The organism is Peribacillus asahii (assembly GCF_003570725.1).
GTDB lineage: Bacteria > Bacillota > Bacilli > Bacillales > DSM-1321 > Peribacillus > Peribacillus asahii.
In genome coordinates this window covers 1-21,025 of the sequence record NZ_QWVS01000024.1, presented here as the reverse complement: position 1 = coordinate 21,025, position 21,025 = coordinate 1, and the positions used below count along the sequence as shown (strand labels likewise).

The 21,025-nt window shown below is 36.1% G+C and carries 20 protein-coding genes and 1 riboswitch; of the genes, 11 read left to right on the top strand and 9 right to left on the bottom strand.

Translation table 11 applies throughout. The features are described from left to right. The first annotated feature begins 148 nt into the window (after positions 1-148). The 4 genes from speG to D1953_RS13480 all read left to right on the top strand — a co-directional run bounded on the left by speG (position 149) and on the right by D1953_RS13480 (position 3,083). The gene (gene speG, locus D1953_RS13495; protein ID WP_119117723.1) at positions 149-691 is read left to right on the top strand and encodes a spermidine N1-acetyltransferase; all 543 of its coding nucleotides are present in this window, start codon (positions 149-151) and stop codon (positions 689-691) included. A 106-nt stretch (positions 692-797) separates the two neighbouring features. Next, positions 798-1,592 carry an amino acid ABC transporter substrate-binding protein gene (locus tag D1953_RS13490; protein WP_119117722.1) on the top strand — a complete coding sequence of 265 codons (795 nt, stop codon included), beginning with the start codon at positions 798-800 and terminating at the stop codon, positions 1,590-1,592. 72 nt (positions 1,593-1,664) lie between these two features. Continuing rightward, positions 1,665-2,321, top strand: a complete 657-nt coding sequence (locus D1953_RS13485; protein WP_119117721.1) for an amino acid ABC transporter permease — start codon at positions 1,665-1,667, stop codon at positions 2,319-2,321. 15 nt (positions 2,322-2,336) lie between these two features. Beyond that, positions 2,337-3,083 carry an amino acid ABC transporter ATP-binding protein gene (locus D1953_RS13480; RefSeq protein ID WP_119117720.1) on the top strand — a complete coding sequence of 249 codons (747 nt, stop codon included), beginning with the start codon at positions 2,337-2,339 and terminating at the stop codon, positions 3,081-3,083. A gap of 91 nt (positions 3,084-3,174) precedes the next feature. Here D1953_RS13480 and D1953_RS13475 read toward each other — a convergent pair whose 3' ends face one another. The 3 genes from D1953_RS13475 to htpG form a co-directional block, all read right to left on the bottom strand. Continuing rightward, a complete protein-coding gene (locus tag D1953_RS13475) occupies positions 3,175-3,660 on the bottom strand; it encodes a PaaI family thioesterase (protein ID WP_119117719.1) in 486 nt (161 codons plus the stop codon). 156 nt (positions 3,661-3,816) lie between these two features. Then, a complete protein-coding gene (locus D1953_RS13470; protein ID WP_119117718.1) occupies positions 3,817-4,866 on the bottom strand; it encodes an NAD(P)/FAD-dependent oxidoreductase in 1,050 nt (349 codons plus the stop codon). A gap of 271 nt (positions 4,867-5,137) precedes the next feature. After that, a complete protein-coding gene (gene htpG, locus D1953_RS13465) occupies positions 5,138-7,018 on the bottom strand; it encodes a molecular chaperone HtpG (RefSeq protein ID WP_119117717.1) in 1,881 nt (626 codons plus the stop codon). A gap of 298 nt (positions 7,019-7,316) precedes the next feature. Here htpG and D1953_RS13460 point away from each other — a divergent pair, with 298 nt between their 5' ends. Next, positions 7,317-7,760, top strand: a complete 444-nt coding sequence (locus D1953_RS13460) for a MarR family winged helix-turn-helix transcriptional regulator (RefSeq protein WP_342769256.1) — start codon at positions 7,317-7,319, stop codon at positions 7,758-7,760. Beyond that, positions 7,757-8,971: an MFS transporter gene (locus tag D1953_RS13455; protein ID WP_119117716.1), complete on the top strand. Its 1,215-nt coding sequence runs from the start codon at positions 7,757-7,759 to the stop codon at positions 8,969-8,971. Before D1953_RS13460 ends, D1953_RS13455 begins: the two co-directional genes overlap by 4 nt. 123 nt (positions 8,972-9,094) lie before the next feature. Here D1953_RS13455 and D1953_RS13450 read toward each other — a convergent pair whose 3' ends face one another. Further along, the gene (locus D1953_RS13450; RefSeq protein ID WP_119117715.1) at positions 9,095-10,384 is read right to left on the bottom strand and encodes an NCS2 family permease; all 1,290 of its coding nucleotides are present in this window, start codon (positions 10,382-10,384) and stop codon (positions 9,095-9,097) included. Between the two features lie 40 nt (positions 10,385-10,424). After that, positions 10,425-10,524, bottom strand: a riboswitch (purine riboswitch). A gap of 615 nt (positions 10,525-11,139) precedes the next feature. Between D1953_RS13450 and D1953_RS13445 the strand changes: the two genes are divergently transcribed. Then, positions 11,140-12,591 carry an NAD(P)-binding domain-containing protein gene (locus tag D1953_RS13445; protein WP_119117714.1) on the top strand — a complete coding sequence of 484 codons (1,452 nt, stop codon included), beginning with the start codon at positions 11,140-11,142 and terminating at the stop codon, positions 12,589-12,591. Positions 12,592-12,752: 161 nt separating this feature from the next. On the opposite strand, the gene D1953_RS13440 is transcribed toward D1953_RS13445, so the two are convergent. After that, positions 12,753-13,124 (bottom strand): winged helix-turn-helix transcriptional regulator, encoded by a 372-nt coding sequence (locus tag D1953_RS13440; protein ID WP_119117713.1) that lies wholly within the window; start codon positions 13,122-13,124, stop codon positions 12,753-12,755. Between the two features lie 205 nt (positions 13,125-13,329). Between D1953_RS13440 and D1953_RS13435 the strand changes: the two genes are divergently transcribed. The 3 genes from D1953_RS13435 (at position 13,330) to D1953_RS13425 (ending at position 16,723) form a co-directional block, all read left to right on the top strand. Then, complete coding sequence (locus tag D1953_RS13435) at positions 13,330-14,511, top strand: MFS transporter (RefSeq protein ID WP_119117712.1); 1,182 nt, start codon at positions 13,330-13,332, stop codon at positions 14,509-14,511. Positions 14,512-14,589: 78 nt separating this feature from the next. Then, on the top strand, positions 14,590-15,432 hold the full coding sequence (locus D1953_RS13430; protein ID WP_119117711.1) for an aldo/keto reductase: 843 nt from the start codon (positions 14,590-14,592) through the stop codon (positions 15,430-15,432). A 148-nt stretch (positions 15,433-15,580) separates the two neighbouring features. Continuing rightward, positions 15,581-16,723 carry an NADH-dependent flavin oxidoreductase gene (locus D1953_RS13425; RefSeq protein ID WP_119117710.1) on the top strand — a complete coding sequence of 381 codons (1,143 nt, stop codon included), beginning with the start codon at positions 15,581-15,583 and terminating at the stop codon, positions 16,721-16,723. Between the two features lie 83 nt (positions 16,724-16,806). Here D1953_RS13425 and D1953_RS13420 read toward each other — a convergent pair whose 3' ends face one another. From D1953_RS13420 to D1953_RS13405, 4 genes are all read right to left on the bottom strand, one after another. After that, on the bottom strand, positions 16,807-17,148 hold the full coding sequence (locus D1953_RS13420; protein WP_119117709.1) for a zinc ribbon domain-containing protein YjdM: 342 nt from the start codon (positions 17,146-17,148) through the stop codon (positions 16,807-16,809). Positions 17,149-17,467: 319 nt separating this feature from the next. Beyond that, positions 17,468-18,784 (bottom strand): GHKL domain-containing protein, encoded by a 1,317-nt coding sequence (locus D1953_RS13415; protein ID WP_119117708.1) that lies wholly within the window; start codon positions 18,782-18,784, stop codon positions 17,468-17,470. A gap of 433 nt (positions 18,785-19,217) precedes the next feature. Beyond that, entirely contained in the window at positions 19,218-19,589 is a 372-nt protein-coding gene (locus D1953_RS13410) for an SET domain-containing protein (protein ID WP_119117707.1), read from the bottom strand. 13 nt (positions 19,590-19,602) lie between these two features. Next, on the bottom strand, positions 19,603-20,685 hold the full coding sequence (locus D1953_RS13405; RefSeq protein WP_119117706.1) for a CotH kinase family protein: 1,083 nt from the start codon (positions 20,683-20,685) through the stop codon (positions 19,603-19,605). Positions 20,686-20,841: 156 nt separating this feature from the next. Here D1953_RS13405 and D1953_RS21310 point away from each other — a divergent pair. Further along, positions 20,842-21,025: hypothetical protein (locus tag D1953_RS21310; protein WP_182480607.1), on the top strand; the 184-nt coding region annotated here is incomplete at its 3' end.

The following is a 21,025-nucleotide window of genomic DNA, read 5'->3' as shown; positions in this document are numbered from 1 at the left end:
CCCTTTTTCTTTGGTAGTAAAATTATTCCATACACCTATATAACCCTTGTACTATAAGCATGATAATTAAGAAAAAATGAATACTAAAAGAGCACTATATACAAGATTTATTCGATAAGAACTATGCGTACATTGGAGGGGATAAACAATGACTAATCACGAGGAAGTGCGATTAAGACCATTAGAAAGAGAAGATTTGAAATTTGTCCATAAGCTGAATAATAATGCTAAAATTATGTCTTATTGGTTTGAGGAACCGTATGAAGCCTTTGTTGAATTACAGGACTTATTCGATAAACACATCCATAATCAAGGGGAACGCCGCTTTATCCTTCAACAAGGAACGGATATTCTCGGTCTAGTCGAGCTAGTAGAAATTGATTACATCCACCGCAGAGCTGAATTTCAGATTATTATTGATCCGAAATACCAAGGTTGTGGATATTCATTAATTGCTACTCGTTTAGCGATGAATTATGCGTTTTTTATTTTAAATTTACATAAGCTATATTTAATTGTTGATAAAACGAATGAAATAGCTATTCATGTTTACCAAAAGGCCGGCTTTCAAATAGAAGGCGAACTACAAGATGAATTCTTTGTTGGTGGTAAATACCATGATGCATTAAGAATGTGCATCTTCCAAGAACAATATATTGAAATGAAAGAGAGGGAAGATTCCCAAAATTAAGAACATAATATTATGGGTACTGCTCCCCTTAAAGTTATGTTATCATAATAATATGGTAACGTACTAAAGGAATATTATAACGTAGACAAAGGGGAATTTCTTCAAGATGAAACGTATAGCAACTATGATTTTGACTTTAGTAGCTATGTTCTCCATCCTTGCAGCTTGCGGTAAAGCAGAGGATAAAGGAACAGATCAAGCTAAAGATCAAAAAGATACTTTAGTTATCGGGATTGACGATCAATTTGCTCCAATGGGCTTCCGAGATAAGAATAATGAAATCGTTGGTTTTGACATTGATTACGCCAAAGCTGCTGCTGAAAAAATGGGCATGGACGTAACGTTCCAACCAATTGATTGGACAACAAAAGAATCGGAACTAAACAGTAACAGAATTGATTTGATTTGGAACGGATATACGATTACAGAAGAGCGTAAAGCAAAAGTTCTTTTCACAAAACCGTACTTAAAAAATGCACAGGTTGTTGTAACTTTAGCTGACTCAAAACTGAAAACACTTAATGATTTATCGGGAAAAATTGTTGGTGTTCAAGCTCTTTCTTCTGCAGCTGATGCGTTAGATGCCAATCCAATTAAATCTAAAATCAAAACGGTAACAGAGTTTAAAGATAACATACTTGCACTAAATGACTTAAAATCAGGTCGTGTAGACGCTGTCGTTATCGATGAAGTTGTTATTGATTATTATATGTCTAAACAAAAAGACACATTTAAAGTCCTTGACGAATCTCTTGCACCAGAAGAATACGGTGTAGGGGTTAAAAAAGGAAATGAAGAATTGCTAGAAAAGCTTCAAAAAGCACTTGATGAGATGAATGAAGATGGTACAGCTGCTAAAATTTCAGAAAAGTGGTTTGGCGAAGATAAAGTATTAAAGTAAACAGATTGAACAAATTATGACAAAAACAGGATTTCCTTTGGAAACCCTGTTTTGTTTTGGAGGAATCCTTTCATGGCCGATTATTTCAATACAATGATTATGCCTATGCTGGAAGGGGCAAAGATGACGATTCTCTTATTTTTAATCGCTATCGCTGTCTCCATTCCGCTAGGCTTTCTACTCACATTAGCTGTAAATAGCCGTTTTAAACCATTATCCTGGCTTGCCCAAACCTACATTTACTTAATGCGCGGTACACCGCTGTTACTGCAATTATTGTTAATTTGCTTTGGTCTGCCGCTTATTCCTGTAATTGGGGAATATCTAATTTTGGACCGCTTCGTTGCGGCTTGTTTAGGTTTTATTTTAAACTATGCAGCATATTTTGCTGAAATCTTCCGCGGCGGCCTTCTTTCTATTGATAAAGGCCAGTATGAAGCTGCTAAAGTACTCGGTTTAAATAAATGGCAAACGACGACACGGATTATCTTACCGCAAATGTTCCGTATCGCCCTTCCTTCTGTTTCGAATGAATCGATTACGCTAGTTAAGGATACAGCTCTTCTTTATGCTGTTGCCGTACCGGAATTATTACACTTTGCTCAGACTGCTGTAAACCGCGACTTTACAATCGTGCCATTCTTTATCGCGGGTATAATCTATCTCTTAATTACACTCGTCTTAACAATGTTCTTTAAATGGCTCGAAAAACGATTCAAATTCGAATAAAAAGGAGTGGCGAATATGGCTATCATTGAAGTATCCAATCTCAAAAAATCATACGGCAAATTAGATGTACTCAAACAGATTACTTTTGATGTAAATAAAAATGATGTAGTGGCTGTAATCGGTCCCTCTGGTTCTGGTAAAAGTACGATGCTCCGCAGTCTCATTCATCTTGAAGAAATTAACGGCGGCAGCGTTCGTGTAACAGGCGACTATTTAGTGAAAGACGGCGTTTATTCAAAAGCACAGGAAGTTAAAAAAATCACTTCCAAAATGGGTATGGTCTTTCAGCATTTCAATCTCTTCCCGCATCTTACGGTAAAAGAAAATTTAGAAATTGCGCCTAAAATGTTAAAAACAGAATCCATATCGGCCATTCAACAACGAAGCGCTGAGCTCCTCAAGAAAATTGGACTATCTGATCGAGCAACAGCGTATCCAGCCAATCTATCCGGCGGACAAAAGCAACGCGTGGCAATTGCCCGAGCACTGATGATGAATCCTGAAATTTTACTGTTTGACGAGCCTACCTCCGCTTTGGATCCAGAATTAACAGGGGAAGTTTTACAGGTTATGAAGGACCTTGCGGAAGAACAAATGACGATGATTGTCGTAACACATGAAATGGGCTTTGCCAAGGAAGTAGCCAATCGAGTCATGTTCATGGATAATGGAGAAATTATCGAATCTGGACATCCAGAAGATTTATTTAATAATCCGCAATTTGAACGAACAAAGGCATTCTTAAATCGCAACTTAAAGTAAGGATTGATACTTTTTCATATAATAAGAACGGCAGGGTGCATGCACTCTGCCGTTCTTATTATATATAGGTTGAAAACGCTTACCGAAGTCTTTATTTTTGAGTGAAAGTAGCTGGCATGACAACAGCAATCACTTCTCCGCGTGCACAAAGTGTATCATTTGCAAATACTTCTGTTTCCACTTTCCATTTCTTCGGATGAATCTCCGTCACTTTCCCAACTGCTCTTAATGGAACATTTTGTGGAGTGGGTTTTACAAATTCGACATTTAATGAAGCCGTCACAAACCGTGGCGGCGGTACGATTCCATCTCCTGGTTCATGTCCATTTTTACGGTGCAAGGCTAATGAAGCTGAACCTGTTCCATGACAATCAATGAACGAAGCAATCAAGCCTCCATAAACAAAGCCCGGGATTGCTGTATGTTCCGGCTTTGGTATGTAAACCGTTAACGTATTTTCCCCTTCCCAACCAGTTCGAAAATGATGACCATCTTTATTTAATCTTCCACATCCGTAACACCAAGCAAAATCATCTGGATATTCATCTTGAATGGCTTTTACCAATATTTCTTCCATCATTTCTCCCCCCTTTTCGACTATAGTATAGCACAACTGATTGTATATTTTTACATAAAAACCATTTATTTTACATAAAAGAGGGATGAGACATTAATGTCGGACCAATCTCCTTCATTAACATTTCATCCCTCTTTTAAATATTTCACTATTATGCTACTTCATCATTTTTTGAATTAATTCTCGATTTCGCTTTTTAAACACTTCATTATGTGAAGAAACCATCCCAACATGACTAGCATCAGGTTGAATAAATTGTTTTGCTCTATTTACCGCATTTGCCGCATCTTGGAAAGCCCCCGCTATTAAATGTACTTTTCCATCATGCTTTAAAATATCCCCTGCAGCATACAGTCCCTCCACTGAAGTTTCGCTGGACGCATTTCCTTCAATATAGTACTGATCAACTACTTTAATATCTAGTTCACTATTTTCAAGTAATGTTTTATCTAGTTCGTAGCCATGATTAATGATTACCTCATCAATCGATAAGCAAGCGACCTCTCCTGTTTCATGATTCGTTAATTCCACACGTTCAATAGTCCCATGACTATCACCAGCAATTAATTTTGTAATAGACGTATTCAAAAAACAAACTGCTGAACTATTCATCAATTGCGTGACCTGCGCTTCATGTCCTGCTAAAACATCCTTTCGATATGTTAAATACACCCTTTTTGCAATAGGCTCTAATTCATTGGCCCAATCGATTGCCGAGTTTCCGCCTCCTGAAATAATAACCGTCTTATCTTTGAAGCGCTTTAAAGACTTTACTGTATAATTTAAATTAGATACTTCGAACCGTTCAGCGCCTTCTATTTCTAACCTTTGTGGATTTAAAATTCCTCCCCCAATGGCCATAATAACCGTTTTCGAGAAGTGCTTTCTTCCAGATGCAGCATGTAAAACAAAAATCCCTTCTTCATTACGTGTAATCGATTCCACTTTCTCATTTAACACAACTTCCGGATGAAACGTTAGTCCTTGCTCTACAAGTTGCTCTATTAATTTTGCTCCAGGAACAGGAGTAATCCCTCCAACATCCCAAATCATTTTTTCTGGATATACATGAATTTTCCCACCTAGTTTTGGTTGGTATTCTATCAACTTTGTTTTCATTTCTCGAAGTCCGCTATAAAAAGTGGAGTAAAGACCTGCTGGTCCTCCCCCAATTACCGTCACATCAAATAATTCGAATTGTTCCATTTCCGTTCACTCCTTGGTAATCAAACACAAAATGATTATCATTCTCATTTAAATATACCCCTTTTCCCTTGTTTTTACAACACAAAACATCAACGAAAAAGGAATTTCAATTAAAGAAGCATTTATTTTTTCAAAGCGGATGCGATAAGAATCAATATAGTTGAACTGACTGGGGGGTCAATTAGGAGGATTGTTGCATTAATCAGCGCCCTTTATTTTGTAATAATAGAAAGAAGAGGCTATCCTATAGACAGCCTCTTCTGATTATAAATCACACCATTAATTTACATAAATCATTTGTAAATTCTAACGGATCTTGAATTGGTAAACCTTCTATTAACAGTGCTTGATTATATAAGAGATTTGTATATAATCGAACCTTTTCTTTATCATCCTGTTCGAAGGCTGATTTGAGTGACTGCCAAATCTCATGGTTTACGTTAATTTCTAAAATTTTATCTGCTTTAACCTGTTGGTTATTCGGCATCATGTTCAGTACTTTTTCCATTTCAATCGACAATTCGCCATTAGCTGATAAACAAACTGGATGAGTTTTTAATCGTTTAGATACTTTCACATCTGTTACTTTTTCCGATAATACCTCTTTCATCAAGTTAAAGAGCTCTTTATTTTCCTTCTCCTCTGCTTCATGCTTATTATCATTTTCTTCTTCAATTCCTAAATCACCGCTGGATACGGATTTAAACTCTTTCTCTTTATAGTTTAACAACATTTTAATCGCAAATTCATCGACATCATCTGTAAAGTACAAAATTTCATATCCTTTATCAGCAACTAGCTCAGTTTGCGGCATTTTTTCAATTCGTTCGTTTGATTCACCTGTTGCATAATAAATATACTTTTGATCCTCAGGCATTCTTGATACGTATTCATCCAGCGTTACTAATTTCTTCTCTTTTGATGAGTAGAACATCAATAAATCTTGTAAAACGTCTTTTTCTTGTCCAAAATTATTATACACACCAAATTTTAATTGTCTGCCAAATGATTGATAAAATGCTTCATATTTTTCACGGTCATGTTTTAATAAACTTTCTAGTTCCTTCTTAATTTTCGTTTTAATATTTTTAGCGATGAACTTTAATTGTTTATCTTGCTGCAAAATTTCCCGGGATATATTAAGCGATAAGTCCTCTGAATCAACCATCCCTTTTACAAAGCTAAAATAGTCTGGAAGTAAATCTGGACATTTCTCCATAATTAACACGCCGTTAGAATATAGCTCCAATCCCTTTTCAAATTCTTTTGAATAATAATCAAAAGGAATATTTTCAGGGATAAATAAAATCGCATTATATCTTACCGTACCATCAACTTTTACATGGATATGCTTAATTGGTTTATCAAAGCCGTATCGTTTTTCTTGATAAAAGTTTTCGTAATCCTCAGCAGTCAGTTCATTTTTATTCTTTCGCCAAATAGGAACCATACTATTAATTGTTTGTTCTTCTTGATAGTCCTCGTATTCATCTTCGCTGCCTTCTTTTAATCTTCGGCCAGTAACATCCATTTTAATTGGGTAGCGGATAAAATCAGAGTACTTCTTAATAATTCCTTTCAAATGGTACTCTTCTAGATATTCCTCGTATTTCTCATCTTCGGTATTCTGTTTAATTTTTAAAATAATCTCTGTACCGACGGTTTCTTTCTCACATGGCTCAATTTTGTAACCATCTGCCCCTTCGGACTCCCATTTATAAGCTTCATCACTGCCTAAAGCTTTACTGATAACCGTTACAACATCTGCAACCATAAAAGCAGAATAAAATCCTACACCAAATTGACCAATAATATCGTGACCATCTTTTAATTCATTTTCACTTTTAAAAGCAAGGGAGCCACTCTTTGCAATGGTTCCAAGGTGCTGCTCAAGTTCTTCTTTGGTCATCCCAATTCCAGTATCGGTGATTGTCAATGTCCGGGCTTCTTTATCCGCTGAGACCTTTATGTAGTAACTATCTTTATCAAACGTTAATGTATCATCTGTTAATGCTTTGTAATAAATTTTATCGATTGCATCACTAGCATTCGAAATCAACTCTCGTAAAAAGATCTCTTTTTGAGAATAAATGGAGTGAATCATCATATCTAATAATCTTTTAGATTCTGCTTTAAACTGCTTTTTTGCCATCTTAAAGAATCTCCTTTCATAATCAAAGTAACGTAACATCCATACTTATATTCGCTTTCATTAGCACTCTTCATCATAGAGTGCTAACCATTATTTAAATAACATATAACAAAGGAAAATGTCAATATATAGGTTGCATGAAATTAAATTTCTTGCATAACAAAATGATTATCTTATATTTTGAACCATAACAAATTTTATGTAAAAATTTGTTATTCCATAGACACACACCTTGAATTCTGTTATATTGAATTAGTTACCCTGAGTAACAATTACCTTCGCTAACTATATACAGGAGGTGTTTCCCATAAAGACATTCCAAAAGTTCTTCCATCAATTCACGCTTTTATACCGCCCTTTTGAAAATAAATTAAATATACTGCTTAGCCAGCATCAGATTCAAAGAGCGCAATGGACGATTTTATACTATTTATCCCTTAACGGTTCCATAACGCTTGTAGAGCTTTCTAACTATTTAAGCGTAGAAAAACCTACCATTACTAGAACCATAAATCGCTTAGAAGAATTAGGATATGTCCAGCAAATTCCAAGTAAGGACAAAAGGGAAAAAAGAATACAGCTTACAGATCGAGGAAAAGAAGTATACAAGCATGTCCGTATAACAATTGACCAATTTGAGAAGGACATTTTAAAAGGAGTCTCGGAACAAGAGCAGCTCAACGCTATCCATATCATGAAGGAAATACACAATAATCTTATAGAATGGGAGGATAAAAATTGACTTCATCAAGACCTAAACTTTGGACAAAAGATTTCATTATTGTTTCCTCTGTTAACTTTCTCTTAACGTTAATTTTTTATTTATTAATGGTTACCATTGCAGCATATGCTGTGAATGAATACCACGCTTCGACAAGCCAAGCAGGACTTGTAACAGGAATTTTTATTATAGGAACATTAATTGGACGACTATTTATCGGTCGCATTATTGATTCGATTGGCCGTAAAAAAACATTAATTATTGGCTTAGCTTTCTTCATTTTGACGACATTTTTATATTTTTTACATTACGGCATCGCTTTCTTACTTTTTAATCGTTTTATACATGGTGTAACGTTAGGAATGGCAAGTACAGCGGCTGGTACAATTATAGCCCAAATTATCCCGCAAACAAGAAAAGGAGAAGGGATCGGCTATTTTAGTATGAGTACGACACTCGCTACAGCTATTGGTCCTTTTATTGGGCTATATATGAGCCAACACACAAGCTTCCAAATGATTTTTAGCCTTTGTCTTTCCTTAGGAATAATTAGTTTAATTACTGCCTTCTTTGTATATGTACCGTTATTAGAAAGATCAACTAAAAACTCAGAGGTAAAAGGACTCAAACTTTCAGACTTTATTGAGCCTAAGGCACTGCCCATTGCGTTGGTTACTCTAGCAGTAGCTTTCTGTTATTCTAGTGTCCTTTCCTTTATCAACTTCTATGCAATCGAAATTAACTTAGTCAATGCGGCTAGCTTTTTCTTCGTTGTATATGCTGTTGCAGTATTAGTGTCACGTCCTTTCACAGGTCGCTTAATGGACGTGAAGGGAGCAAATATTGTGATGTATCCTGCCTTTGTTTTCCTTGGGGCTGGGTTGCTGCTCCTTAGTATAGCAACTAACAGCATCACTTTATTATTATCTGGTGCCCTTATCGGCCTTGGATTTGGTAATATGCAATCCTGCACTCAAGCTATTGCCGTAAAATTGACTGAACCTCATCGTATGGGGTTAGCTACATCGACCTTCTTTATCTTTCTAGATGCAGGGCTTGGTTTCGGTCCTTATGTACTTGGGTTTATCATCCCAATGACTGGCTATAGCAATTTATATATTATTTTAGGTATCTTCAGCTTAGTCGCATCTACTCTTTATTTCCTTCTACATGGTAAGAAAGAAAAAATGATAAGATCGGAATCAAAATCTGAACACCGAATTTCAGCATAAGAAGGACAAAAAACGGGATACCCTAGATAGGGTATCCCGTTTTCACTTTCCACCATTTAATATAATATCATTCACTATATCGGTGTTATTCATAAAGCATGTATTATGAGAATATCCCATAACTTAATGCCCTGGAAAAAAGGCCATCTGAATGATAAAAATAATTCCAAAAAGATAAATGATCGGATGTACATCTTTCCCTTTACCACTTACAAGCTTGATGATTGGATACGTAATAAATCCAATCGCAATCCCAGTTGCAATACTTCCCGTTAAAGGCATAGTCAAAATAACCGCAAAAGCCGGGAATGCTTCATCAAATTCCTTCCAATTGATTTTCGCTAACCCTTCCATCATATAGCAGCCAACGATAATTAAAGCCGGAGCTGTAATAGCTGAAAGTGATGAAATAGCTGCTACTAATGGTGAGAAAAATAAAGCAATTAAGAAAAGAGTCGCCACTACGAAAGCAGTCAGTCCAGAACGACCTCCAGCTGCCACCCCTGACGATGATTCAACATAAGCACTAGATGGACTCGTACCTAGCGTCGCACCAACAGTTGTCGCAACAGCATCCGCAGCAAGAGCAGCTTTAGCTCTTGGCAGTTTTCCATCTTTCATTAGACCAGCTTGCTCCGCTACTCCAATCATTGTTCCCGTTGTATCAAAAATAGTAACAAGTAAAAAGGCAAACACTACTGTATATAACGAATTCGAAAAAACACCTGTAATATCTAAATCAAAAAACACAATTGCCGGTGGTGTGGATACAACACCTTCCATTTGTAGCATCCCCATAAAATAACCGATGATTGCCGTAATAAGCATACCAATAAACAAAGCACCCTTTATTTTACGAGCAATTAAAATGAACGTGATAAACAAGCCCACAATCGTTAAGACTGTAACAGGTTTATGCAAATCACCCAAAACTACAACCGAATCAGGGTCCGCTACAACAATCCCCGACATTTTCAATCCAATAAATGCAATAAATAAACCGATCCCTGCTGTAATTCCATATTTTAAGGAAGTAGGCATCGATTCGATAAGCAATTGACGAAATTTAGTCAACGACAAGATGATAAATAAAATCCCCGCTAAAAAAACTGTACCAAAAACAACTTGGTAACTTACTCCTTGGGTAGCAACAACGCTTGTAAAATAAGCATTCATCCCCATACCAGGAGCAATGGCAATCGGGTAATTTGCGAAGAGAGCCATGATTAATGTTCCAATAGCTGCAGCTAAAATAGTCGCAATGAATACTTGATTAAATGGTACACCCGCAGCGGACAAGATGGCAGGATTCACAACAATAATGTAAGCCATCGTTAAGAAAGTTGTAAAACCAGCTAATAGTTCCGTCTTTACATTTGTTCCTAATTCGCGCAATCTAAATAAACGTTCCATATATCCTCCCTAATAAAAGAAATTCCTAACTATAAATGGGCAGGTTGAACTACCCATTCGTAGTTAGGAATTTTCGGCTCCTAGTAGAAACTCTCAGACCGTATCACTGAGAATATACGAATGAACATGATTTTTCTTTTTTATTTTTAACTCCGCAAATTATATTAAACGAATATTAAAATTACGTCAATAGACATTGTTCGTTTTATTATGTTTATTTTCACCATTGATGAGTTTAAGTTTAGATAACATCATAAAAAACACGAATAAAATCTCCTAAACTATAGGATTCACTTCATTAGGTATCGATATACCCTTTTTATCAAAGGTTAAAGCATTTACCGCAAAAATTACCTATCCAATAATTTTTATGTGATTTTTTTTAACATGAAATATTATTTTTGATCATCTTCCATTTTTACGTACCCTCAACTTTACCTCCTAATAACAAAAGAAGATTATAAACTTAGTATATTTGCACAATAAAAAAAGAAAATTTCAGATGAAATTACAATGAAATGTGAAAATAAACGTGATACTATAAGAACATAAACGAAATTATGTTACAAAAAATCACATCATTCAGTATATTAGTTAACAATTCATTTTTTTACCCTTCTCAAAAATGAATTCTAATGTAAAGAAAAACACTTTTAATACAGTTAAAAAAGCCATTATTACAGATTGAAACGAATGAAAGAAAGGAATTAGAGGATCGATTAAACATACAATCGAAAGGAAGGAATGAACAAACTATGGGATTAGAGGCTTTAAATGAACAAGTAAAAAGAGACCTTTCCTATCTTGCCTTTGGAGGTGAAGATTGGATTCGCCCACTCAATCATTCTGAAGGACATGTTTATGATGTAGTCATTATCGGCGGCGGTCAAAGTGGCCTAGGTGCCGCTTTTGGTCTTATGCGTGAACGAATATCTAATATTCTGGTAATTGATGAAAACGAGGAAGGATTAGAAGGACCTTGGGAAACCTACGCTCGTATGATGACATTGCGAACACCCAAACATCTAACCTCTATTGACCTCGGAATCCCTTCACTTACTTTCCGTTCATGGTGGGAAGCACAATTCGGGTCAGAAGGCTGGGAACAAATTGTGAAAATCCCCCGAAGTGACTGGATGAATTATTTACGTTGGTATCGAAAGGTTCTCAATCTCCCTGTCATGAATGAAGTAAAGCTTAAGCTCATTGAACCTACAGGCGAAGGCATTCATCGATTGCATATCGAGGGATCAGGAGCCCCATCTAATCTATTACTTGCACGTAAAGTCATTCTAGCTACCGGTATTCAAGGTGGCGGTGAATGGCATGTACCACCTATGATTTCTGAAAAATTACCACATCGACTTTATGCTCACACATCTGAAACTATTGATTTCAAAGCACTTAAAGATAAAAAGGTTGGTATTTTAGGAGGCGGTGCTTCAGCTTTCGATAATGCCAATTTTGCACTATCACAAAGTGTGGCTGAGGCTCATGTCTTCATTCGTCGCACAGAGCTTCCACGCATCAATCCAATTCGCCAAATGGAAGGTTCAGGAATAATCGAACGTTTTCATACCCTTTCGGATGCTGATAAATACGCTGTAATGGCTCATTTCTTTAAACACAGTCAACCACCAACTAATGATACTTTTGAACGTGCATCCTCACGTTCTGGTTTTCAACTGCATATAGGAGCGCCTTGGGTAAATGTAGAAGAAGCAGACGAAGGTGCAGTAGTCACCACACCTCAAGGAAAATTCACCTTTGACTTCCTCATCATCAGCACTGGTCTTCTAACTAATCCCGCTTTACGTCCAGAATTGAGACTAATTGAAAACTATATCGCTCGCTGGGAGGATCGATATAAAGCACCAGAAGAGATAAGCAATCCTTTGCTCGATGCTCACCCTTATCTCAGCCCTGGCTTTGCTTTCCTGAGCCGCGATGAAAGGAATAAAAAATTCCTTCATGGAATTTTTGCATTTAATTATTCAGCCTTAATCAGTTGCGGTATTTCGGCCTCTGCGCTTTCTGGTATGAAGTTTGGTATCCCTAAGCTTGTATCAGCCGTAGCAGATCAGCTTTTCCTAGATAACCGCGAGGAAATTCTGCATAATTACTTTACTTATAGTGAACTTGAGTTTGTCGGTGAATGGCCCCAAAAAGGGCAGGCACTTAATGCTACTCTAGCTTCTCAGAAATAAAAGATTTTTTCTTAAAAACTTGAACAGTACCTGACCTATGACAAGTAGAACATTTAAACGAATACCCTTTATCACTAAAAAAGGCTTACTGTTGTGTATATTCAACAGCAGGCCTTTTAATCATTTACAGCCAAGAACTTCATGACGAGGGCTAAGACCTCTTACTTTAAATGTTCATTTAAAACATTCTCTTCTAACACAGCAAATTTATCACCGTATACTTTCGTAATATGCTTTTCTCCCCAAGCACAAAGAGAATCTAAAATACTTTGTAAACTCCACCCATATTCACTTAACTCATATTCTACTTTCGGAGGAATTTGATTATACACAATTCTATTAATGACTCCATCCGCTTCTAATTCACGTAATTGCTGGGTTAACATCTTCTGAGTAATATCTGGCATAAGACGTTTCAATTCACTAGTTCGTTTCTTTCCGTGAGTTAGATGGCATAGAATCACGCACTTCCACTTCCCGCCTATCACTTCTAATGTCGCTTCTACCGATATATTGTATTTCTTTTTCTTCATAATTTCTCCTCCAATCAATAGGTACTTAAAAGTATCTATAGAACTTTTAGGTACCTATATTACTTTAAAGTACGTACTTTTCTTTAACTTACATATATCCCATAATAACATTTGCCAGTTAAAAGTTATCGTATTCATTAATTTATATAGTTTACTTTAACTGACTTCATTAATACAGTGTCACAATCACTTTGGAGGGAAAAAAATGTCTATAGATAAAAAAAGAAGTACATTTGCACTGCTTGCATTAGCGGTCAGTGCATTTGCAATTGGAACGACAGAATTTATCAGCGTGGGCCTATTGCCTCTTATCGCAAAGGATTTACAAATACCTGTTACAACAGCCGGTTTAACCGTTTCTTTATATGCTTTAGGAGTAACATTTGGAGCACCCATTCTCACCTCTCTTACTTCGAGGATGTCACGTAAAGCTTTATTGATTTGGATTATAGTTATTTTTATTATAGGAAACAGTATCGCTGCTGGAGCTTCCAGTATTGGGATTTTACTCGCGGCCCGTGTGATCTCTGCCTTTTCACATGGTATTTTCATGTCAATTGGCTCCACGATTGCCGCTGATTTAGTACCAGAAAATCGGCGAGCTAGTGCGATCTCCATTATGTTTACTGGGCTGACAGTAGCTACCGTTACAGGAGTCCCATTTGGAACATTTATCGGTCAGCAATTCGGCTGGAGAATGGCCTTTATCGTCATAGTAGCAGTCGGCGTTCTTGCACTAATCGCAAACAGCATCCTGGTTCCATCTGATCTGCGAAAGAGCAAGCGTACAACACTGCAGGATCAGTTCAAATTGGTAACAAACGGCCGCTTACTGCTTATGTTTATCATTACTGCTTTAGGCTATGGAGGAACATTCGTTATCTTTACTTATTTATCACCGTTACTGCAGACTATCACGGGATTTAAGGAAGGAACCGTTGCATTGATTCTGTTTATTTACGGTATTGCGATTGCAATTGGCAACATGATAGGCGGAAAGCTATCTAATCAAAATCCGATTAAAGCATTATTTTATATGTTTATTGTACAAGCTGTTATACTATTTATCTTAATGTTCACAGCACCATTTAAAATAGCAGGATTAATGACCATTTTCTTAATGGGGCTTATGGCTTTTATGAATGTGCCAGGCTTACAAGTCTATGTAGTCATGTTAGCGGAACGTTTCGTACCAACAGCAGTCGACGTCGCATCAGCGATTAACATCGCTGCATTTAATGCTGGAATTGCGCTTGGATCCTATTTAGGCGGGGTTATCACAAACTCTATCGGACTAATTCATACTTCTTGGATAGGAGCACTAATGGTACTAATAGCCGCAATGCTTACCGGTTGGAGTAGAATTCTTGAAAAAAAGATAAATTAAAGGAGGTGATTGACCAAATATTAAACAAGTATAGAACAACTCTATTTACTTATAACAACAATAGGAGGTTTATTAATAATGACTAGAAACTTACAAGATACAACAACTTTATATAACGGTGTTAAAATGCCTTGGCTTGGTATTGGAGTATTTAAAGTAGAAGAAGGCCCTGAATTAGTGAATGCTGTTAAATTCGCCATTAAACATGGATATCGTAGTATTGATACAGCTGCTATTTATGAAAATGAAGAAGGAGTTGGCCAAGCTATCCGCGAAGGGCTAGATGAAACGGGTATCTCTAGAGAAGAATTATTTGTTACATCGAAAGCGTGGAATTCTGATTTAGGTTACGAATCAACGATTGCTGCTTATGAAACGAGCCTAAAGAAACTTGGTCTAGATTATTTAGATTTATATCTTATTCACTGGCCTGTAGAAGGGAAATACAAGGAAGCATGGCGAGCATTAGAAGCTCTTTATAAGGAAGGGAAAGTAAAAGCAATCGGCGTAAGTAACTTTCAAATCCATCACCTTGAAGACTTAATGAAAGATGCAGAGATTAAGCCGATGGTTAACCAAGTAGAATATCACCCACGTTTAACGCAAAAAGAAGTTCAAGCCTTTTGTCAAGAACACGGAATTCAATTAGAGGCTTGGTCACCTTTAATGCAAGGTCAATTACTGGATAACCCAGTTCTACAAGAAATTGCTCATACACATAATAAAACTATCGCTCAAGTTATTATACGTTGGGATTTACAAAACGGTGTTGTAACTATTCCAAAATCTACGAAAGAACACCGAATTGTTGAAAACTCAGCTGTTTTTGACTTTGAGTTAACAAAAGAAGAAATGCAGCGAATTGATGAACTAAATCAAAATCATCGAGTAGGACCAGACCCTGACAACTTTGATTTTTAAAATAGAGAACATCCCAAAATAGGCGCTTTCCTTTCATAAAGCAGCGTCTATTTTTAATAAAGTTCAGCTTATTAGCTAAGCATAACATTGTAAAATATTTATTTTATTTAGTATGTTAGCTATATCCTAATGAAGGGGAAAGATAAACATGAATAAAAATGACCAACATTTATTATCTCCATATACATTTGCAAATGGAGTTGAGTTAAAAAATCGAATTGTCATGGCACCTATGACAAACTTCTCATCTAATCCGGATGGAACCGTAACAGAGGAAGAAGTAAATTATTACGCTCGCCGCTCTAAAGGAGTCAGCATGGTGATTACTGCTTGTACATATGTTACACCAAATGGAAAAGGATTCCGTGGTGAATTTGGCGGCGATAGTGATGAAATGATACCAAGCTTAAAGCAGTTAGCAAAAGGAATTAAAGAGCAAGGCGCTAAAGCTGTCTTACAAATGTTCCATGGTGGAAGAATGTGCCCTCCAGAGCTAGTCCCTAATGGTGAGATTGTAAGTGCAAGTGATATACCTGCAGAAAAAGGCGGCGCTTCAACAGAAGAACCAGCTATAAAGCCAAGAGCTTTGACAGAATCAGAAGTTGAAGAGATTATTGATGCTTTTGGAGAAACGACTCGACGTGCGATTAAAGCAGGATTCGATGGAGTTGAAATTCATGGAGCAAATGGATATTTAATTCAACAATTCTTCTCTCCACATTCTAATCGTCGTGAAGATCGATTTGGAGGTAGTCTCGAAAAGCGGATGACCTTCCCTTTGGCAGTGGTGGATAAGGTACAGAATGTGGTTAAGGAGCACGCTCAATCTCCATTTATTGTTGGATATCGTTTTTCACCGGAAGAACCAGAAACACCTGGAATTACAATGGCAGATACATTAGCCTTAGTAGACGCTTTAGCCGATAAAGACTTAGATTATCTACATGTTTCATTAACTGAATTCTTTTCTACACCTAGAAGAGGCGTAGATGATGTCAATAAAACACGCATTGAATACCTGCTGGAAACGATTAATAATCGAGTTCCTCTTATCGGTGTAGGTTCTATTTATTCTGCTGATGACGCTCGGAAAGCATTTGAGACAGGCGTCCCTTTATTAGCACTTGGTAGAGAGTTAATTATTGACCCTGATTGGGTGCAAAAAGTAGCAGAAGGAAGAGAAGATGAAATCGTAACACAGATTGACAAAAGTAAACAGGAACAATTAGTTATACCTGACCCATTATGGAATGCCATTATTCATACACCAGGCTGGTTCCCGGGTGTTTAATTAAAATAGGTCAGCCCTCAAAAACCTTGAACAATTATAATATTCAGGTTTAGGGGCTGACCATTTTTATATTAAAATCACATTTATATCTTTTTAACAAATTCAGATTTTAACTTCATCGCTCCAAAACCGTCAATTTTGCAATCAATATTATGGTCTCCATCGACTAAACGAATACTTTTTACTTTTGTACCTTGTTTTAAAACCGATGAACTTCCTTTTACTTTCAAATCTTTGATTACCGTTACCGCGTCTCCATCGTTTAAAACATTTCCATTTGAATCTTTGACAACCTTTTGCTCTTCGTTATTTTCATTCTCCAAGCCTGGCGTCCACTCATGAGCACATTCTGGGCAAACTAAAAGGTTTCCATCTTCATACGTATATTCCGAATTACACTTTGGACAGTTTGGTAAATTTGACATAACTCTATTTCCTCCATTCACAATCGGTTACTCTCCTAATGTATAAGTTCGTTTCAATTCCCTTTTCGCTGCTTCATAAGAAGAGCTGCTGCAAACTTGAAATTCACAAAAAACAGATAGAGAGTTCGTTATATGCTTATATACTGTCATAGTCTTATCAGATTGACAAGCCTTCTCTTCTACATTTACTTGTGTGTATCAAAAGCAATTTTATCCCCTGACCCATATGAGCTAGGAAACCTTTACATTATTGTTTCCTTTTATTATGCCAGCTTACATATCGTATAAATTTATCATTCAAATAATGATGACGCTTAGCTCATGAAGTGAATTTTCTTATTGGAATATTCACAGTTGCCGTAGTCTCTGTTTCCGTTGACTCTATTACTATACGCCCATCATATTTATGAACTATTTCCTTAACAATAAATAAACCTTGTCCTCTAATTTTTCCCGACTCTTTCTTTTTGGTTGAATATCCACTTTTAAAAATCAATTCCTTATCAATAATCTTTGGACCTGTATTTGTAATTTCAAACAAATAATAGGTTGAATTATCTTTACATACAATATTTATTTTCCGCTCACTCTCAGGTATTACTATTGCTGCATCAATTGCATTATCAATTAAATTCGATAATATTTTGATTAAATCTATTGTTTTGATTGTATCAAATGCAGCATTAGAAACTGCAAAATTAATATCGATATTATGATTTTCAGCAAAAAGCTTCTTTGTTTGAAATAATACAGAAAGCCCGGGGTTATCTATATCTATTTTTAAAGATTCAATAGAACGAACTTCTTTAACTAGAGAAGATAGATACCCTAAAGCTTTCTCTGTTTTTCCTAATTTGAGAAGACCATGTAAAACCTGAATATGATTTGTAAAATCATGTCTTAAAGATTGAACGGAAGATATTAACGTTCTAATTTCTGTTTGATATGTATCCTCGGTATCTTCAATTTCCTTTGTTGTTTCTCTTTGATACCATCTCTGTATGATAAAAAAGGATCCTAATACGATTAATACAAATACAGCGTTAAAAGCAAGATTAAAAATACTATTTTTCAGCACTTTATTTTCTATACTATTGAGTGTATCCGCGCTTATATCAATTCCTAAATATCCAATAATCTTACCTTCATGATCCTTAATTGGAGCTCCAACCGATAAATAGTCTCCATATTTAGAGTCCCTAAGCACTCCTGTAACATATGTCTTTCCCTCATACGCTCGTTTCACTTGTTCTTCTGGTAAGGTACAAGTCTCTCCTATCGGATAAGACTCTGCAGCTTCTTTAGGCATTCCCATAATCATAGCTGTCGACACTTTAGGATTATCAACAACAAGAGTGTATACATATAAAGACCCTATTTTTTCTCTTGCATCATTTAAGTATTTTCTCGTTTCCCAGTATTCTTTGGTTTTTGTAGGATTAAGAAGGAACTGCTTATACGCTTCCACATCCATCGAAGCAGCGATTGACTTTGCTGCCTCCAGACTTTGGTTTGCGATTGATTCTTCAACCGTTTTTTTTATTTTTACATAAGAAGTAAAGATATTTACACTTATAAAAAAGAATAATAGAAAAACAGATAAGACCCAAATTAACTTTATTTTATTTACTTTCATACTAAATTGTACTTCCCCATCTTTTTATAGAATTGAACGGATCGATCCCATCTCCGCTAATATAGCAGCCGAGTCCCAATAAAATGCTATATGATTTGCATAACATATCAAAGTCCCTATTGCGTAAAATTAAGTCTATTTTACCATATATACTATAATATTTTTGATATATTAGACCCACAACTCATAATTATAAAGAATGTATTAACTAAATGGGGAAAACATCGGAAGAAGAAAACAACTTTTCCTTGTTAAAAGAAAGATTGTTTTCTTTTTTGAAGTTATATCGATTGAAGATTCTACAGGTGATTATGGAGTTTGCTGGAACATGCCGTACATGTTTGGCGCCTTTCTTACAATCATCAAAAAGTAAAAGTCATTTAAGATTCTTATTTTTAATTGAACTTGCATATTCTATCTTTCTTCACGCATTTTATTCTATAACTTCAAACCATAATGGAGATTGGTCCTCTGGATCTCCATTGTAATTGACTAATATCTCTTCTCCCTCATGAATATCTCTCATCGCATAAAAATCTATTGAGTGGTTTTCAATATTAGTAATATACCTCGCATTAGGAGTGTAGGAGTGATTGTATAAAGAACCGTATCCTAAAGCAAGAGCTTTATCCTCTCCCCAACGGAAGATATAATTTGAAAGAATTCCCTCCCTCATTCGCCTCCATTCAATTTTAGGAATAACAATTACTGGCGCTTCCTCAATGAACTCACCATTCTTAATGTTACGGTCTGCAAATATCCCTCTGCCATATTTCTTTGTATTTCTCACACTGATTGGTTCCAAAAGGATTCCCTCCTTATGTTAAGTCCTTTAGATGCTCACGAAGATACTTATTACGTTTAGCTATAAACTCCAGAATAAGTTCCGGTTCATTAACAAATATATCGATGGACTCCTTTTTATAAGAGTCTAAAGTTATATAGGGGTGTATTTTTCCATGAAGGTTTGTAATTTTCGGTTCTAATGCTTCAGGTGTAAATGAAGTTTCTAGTATTTCCTCAAGGAGAAGACGGTATTGATTCCGAAATACTTTTACATCAAGTAAACGTGCAGTTAGTGTATTATAGCCTTCAATGGGGACCTCATCGTATTCCATTATCTCTCCATCCCAATCCCTGCCCCACGTTGCATCATAATCCCAAGGGATTATTTGGAATAATCCACTTTCCCCATTTCGATATAGTGCATAATTGTGGATGAAACCATCAAAGTTCTGCGTACAAACAATTCCACATAACCACAACAAATATTTTTCGACATCTAAGTAGTTTGTGATTTCTTTACCAAAGTCATTTCGCGAAACCGTATTAATTTTATATATGAGCATTTCTAAATCAAGGTCATCCTCAATCTTACCCAATTTCCGCACATATCCGGATAGAAGAGAAAGTTTCGGATCCTCTTCCGGAGTTAATAAAGAAAAATTAGCATGGTATTCTGTCGCGTAAAAAATTGAACCATATGGAAGCTGCCTTTTTTGTAAAAACCATTCATCAACCGATTCAATCTGTAAGTAGACCCCCATAGGATTTCCATTAAGTTCAAGAAAAACATGCTTACAGTCAGGAGAAACACTACCAATGTCTTGAAAAAAATCAAAGGATAGCTTGTTTCGAATGAATGAGGGATCACTATATTCGGCATTAAGATGAATTTCGCGCCCCGTAAATCTCTCATTATATGTTCCAAAGTCGACTCTAAATGACTTTTGAGGAAAGTTACGTATGTGTTCCCCACGATAAGTAATACCCATTTCGTATGGAATATTGTTTACTAACAGCTTGGAAGGAAGAAGCTCCTCGTTCCAGATGTCACTTTCCAGTACTTCAAGGTGCTTAGGCCCCAGAAAAATACTCATTATAGGAATATTATGCTGCATAACATCATTCCCTCTTTTCTTTTACATTGCTATCTTATGGGAGATGAGTGGATTTGATAATAAAATAAATAAAACCTAGAACAAATAAAAAAAGAATTCATAAACTACATAACCTTACACTTTAAGGGAGTTTTATGGAGAGAGGGGGCTCTAACGATGGGTGGAGCTCAAATTTTAGAGTTAATTGAAACAGCAAAAAAAGCAGGTCTTAGTGAGTACTTAATTCAAAACCCAGTGGCAAAAGATAAAGGAAATGACAAACAGCCTGGCAAAGGTACTGGTAAGGGTACTGGTAAAGGTACCGGCAAAGGTACCGGCAAAGGTACTGGTAAAGGTACTG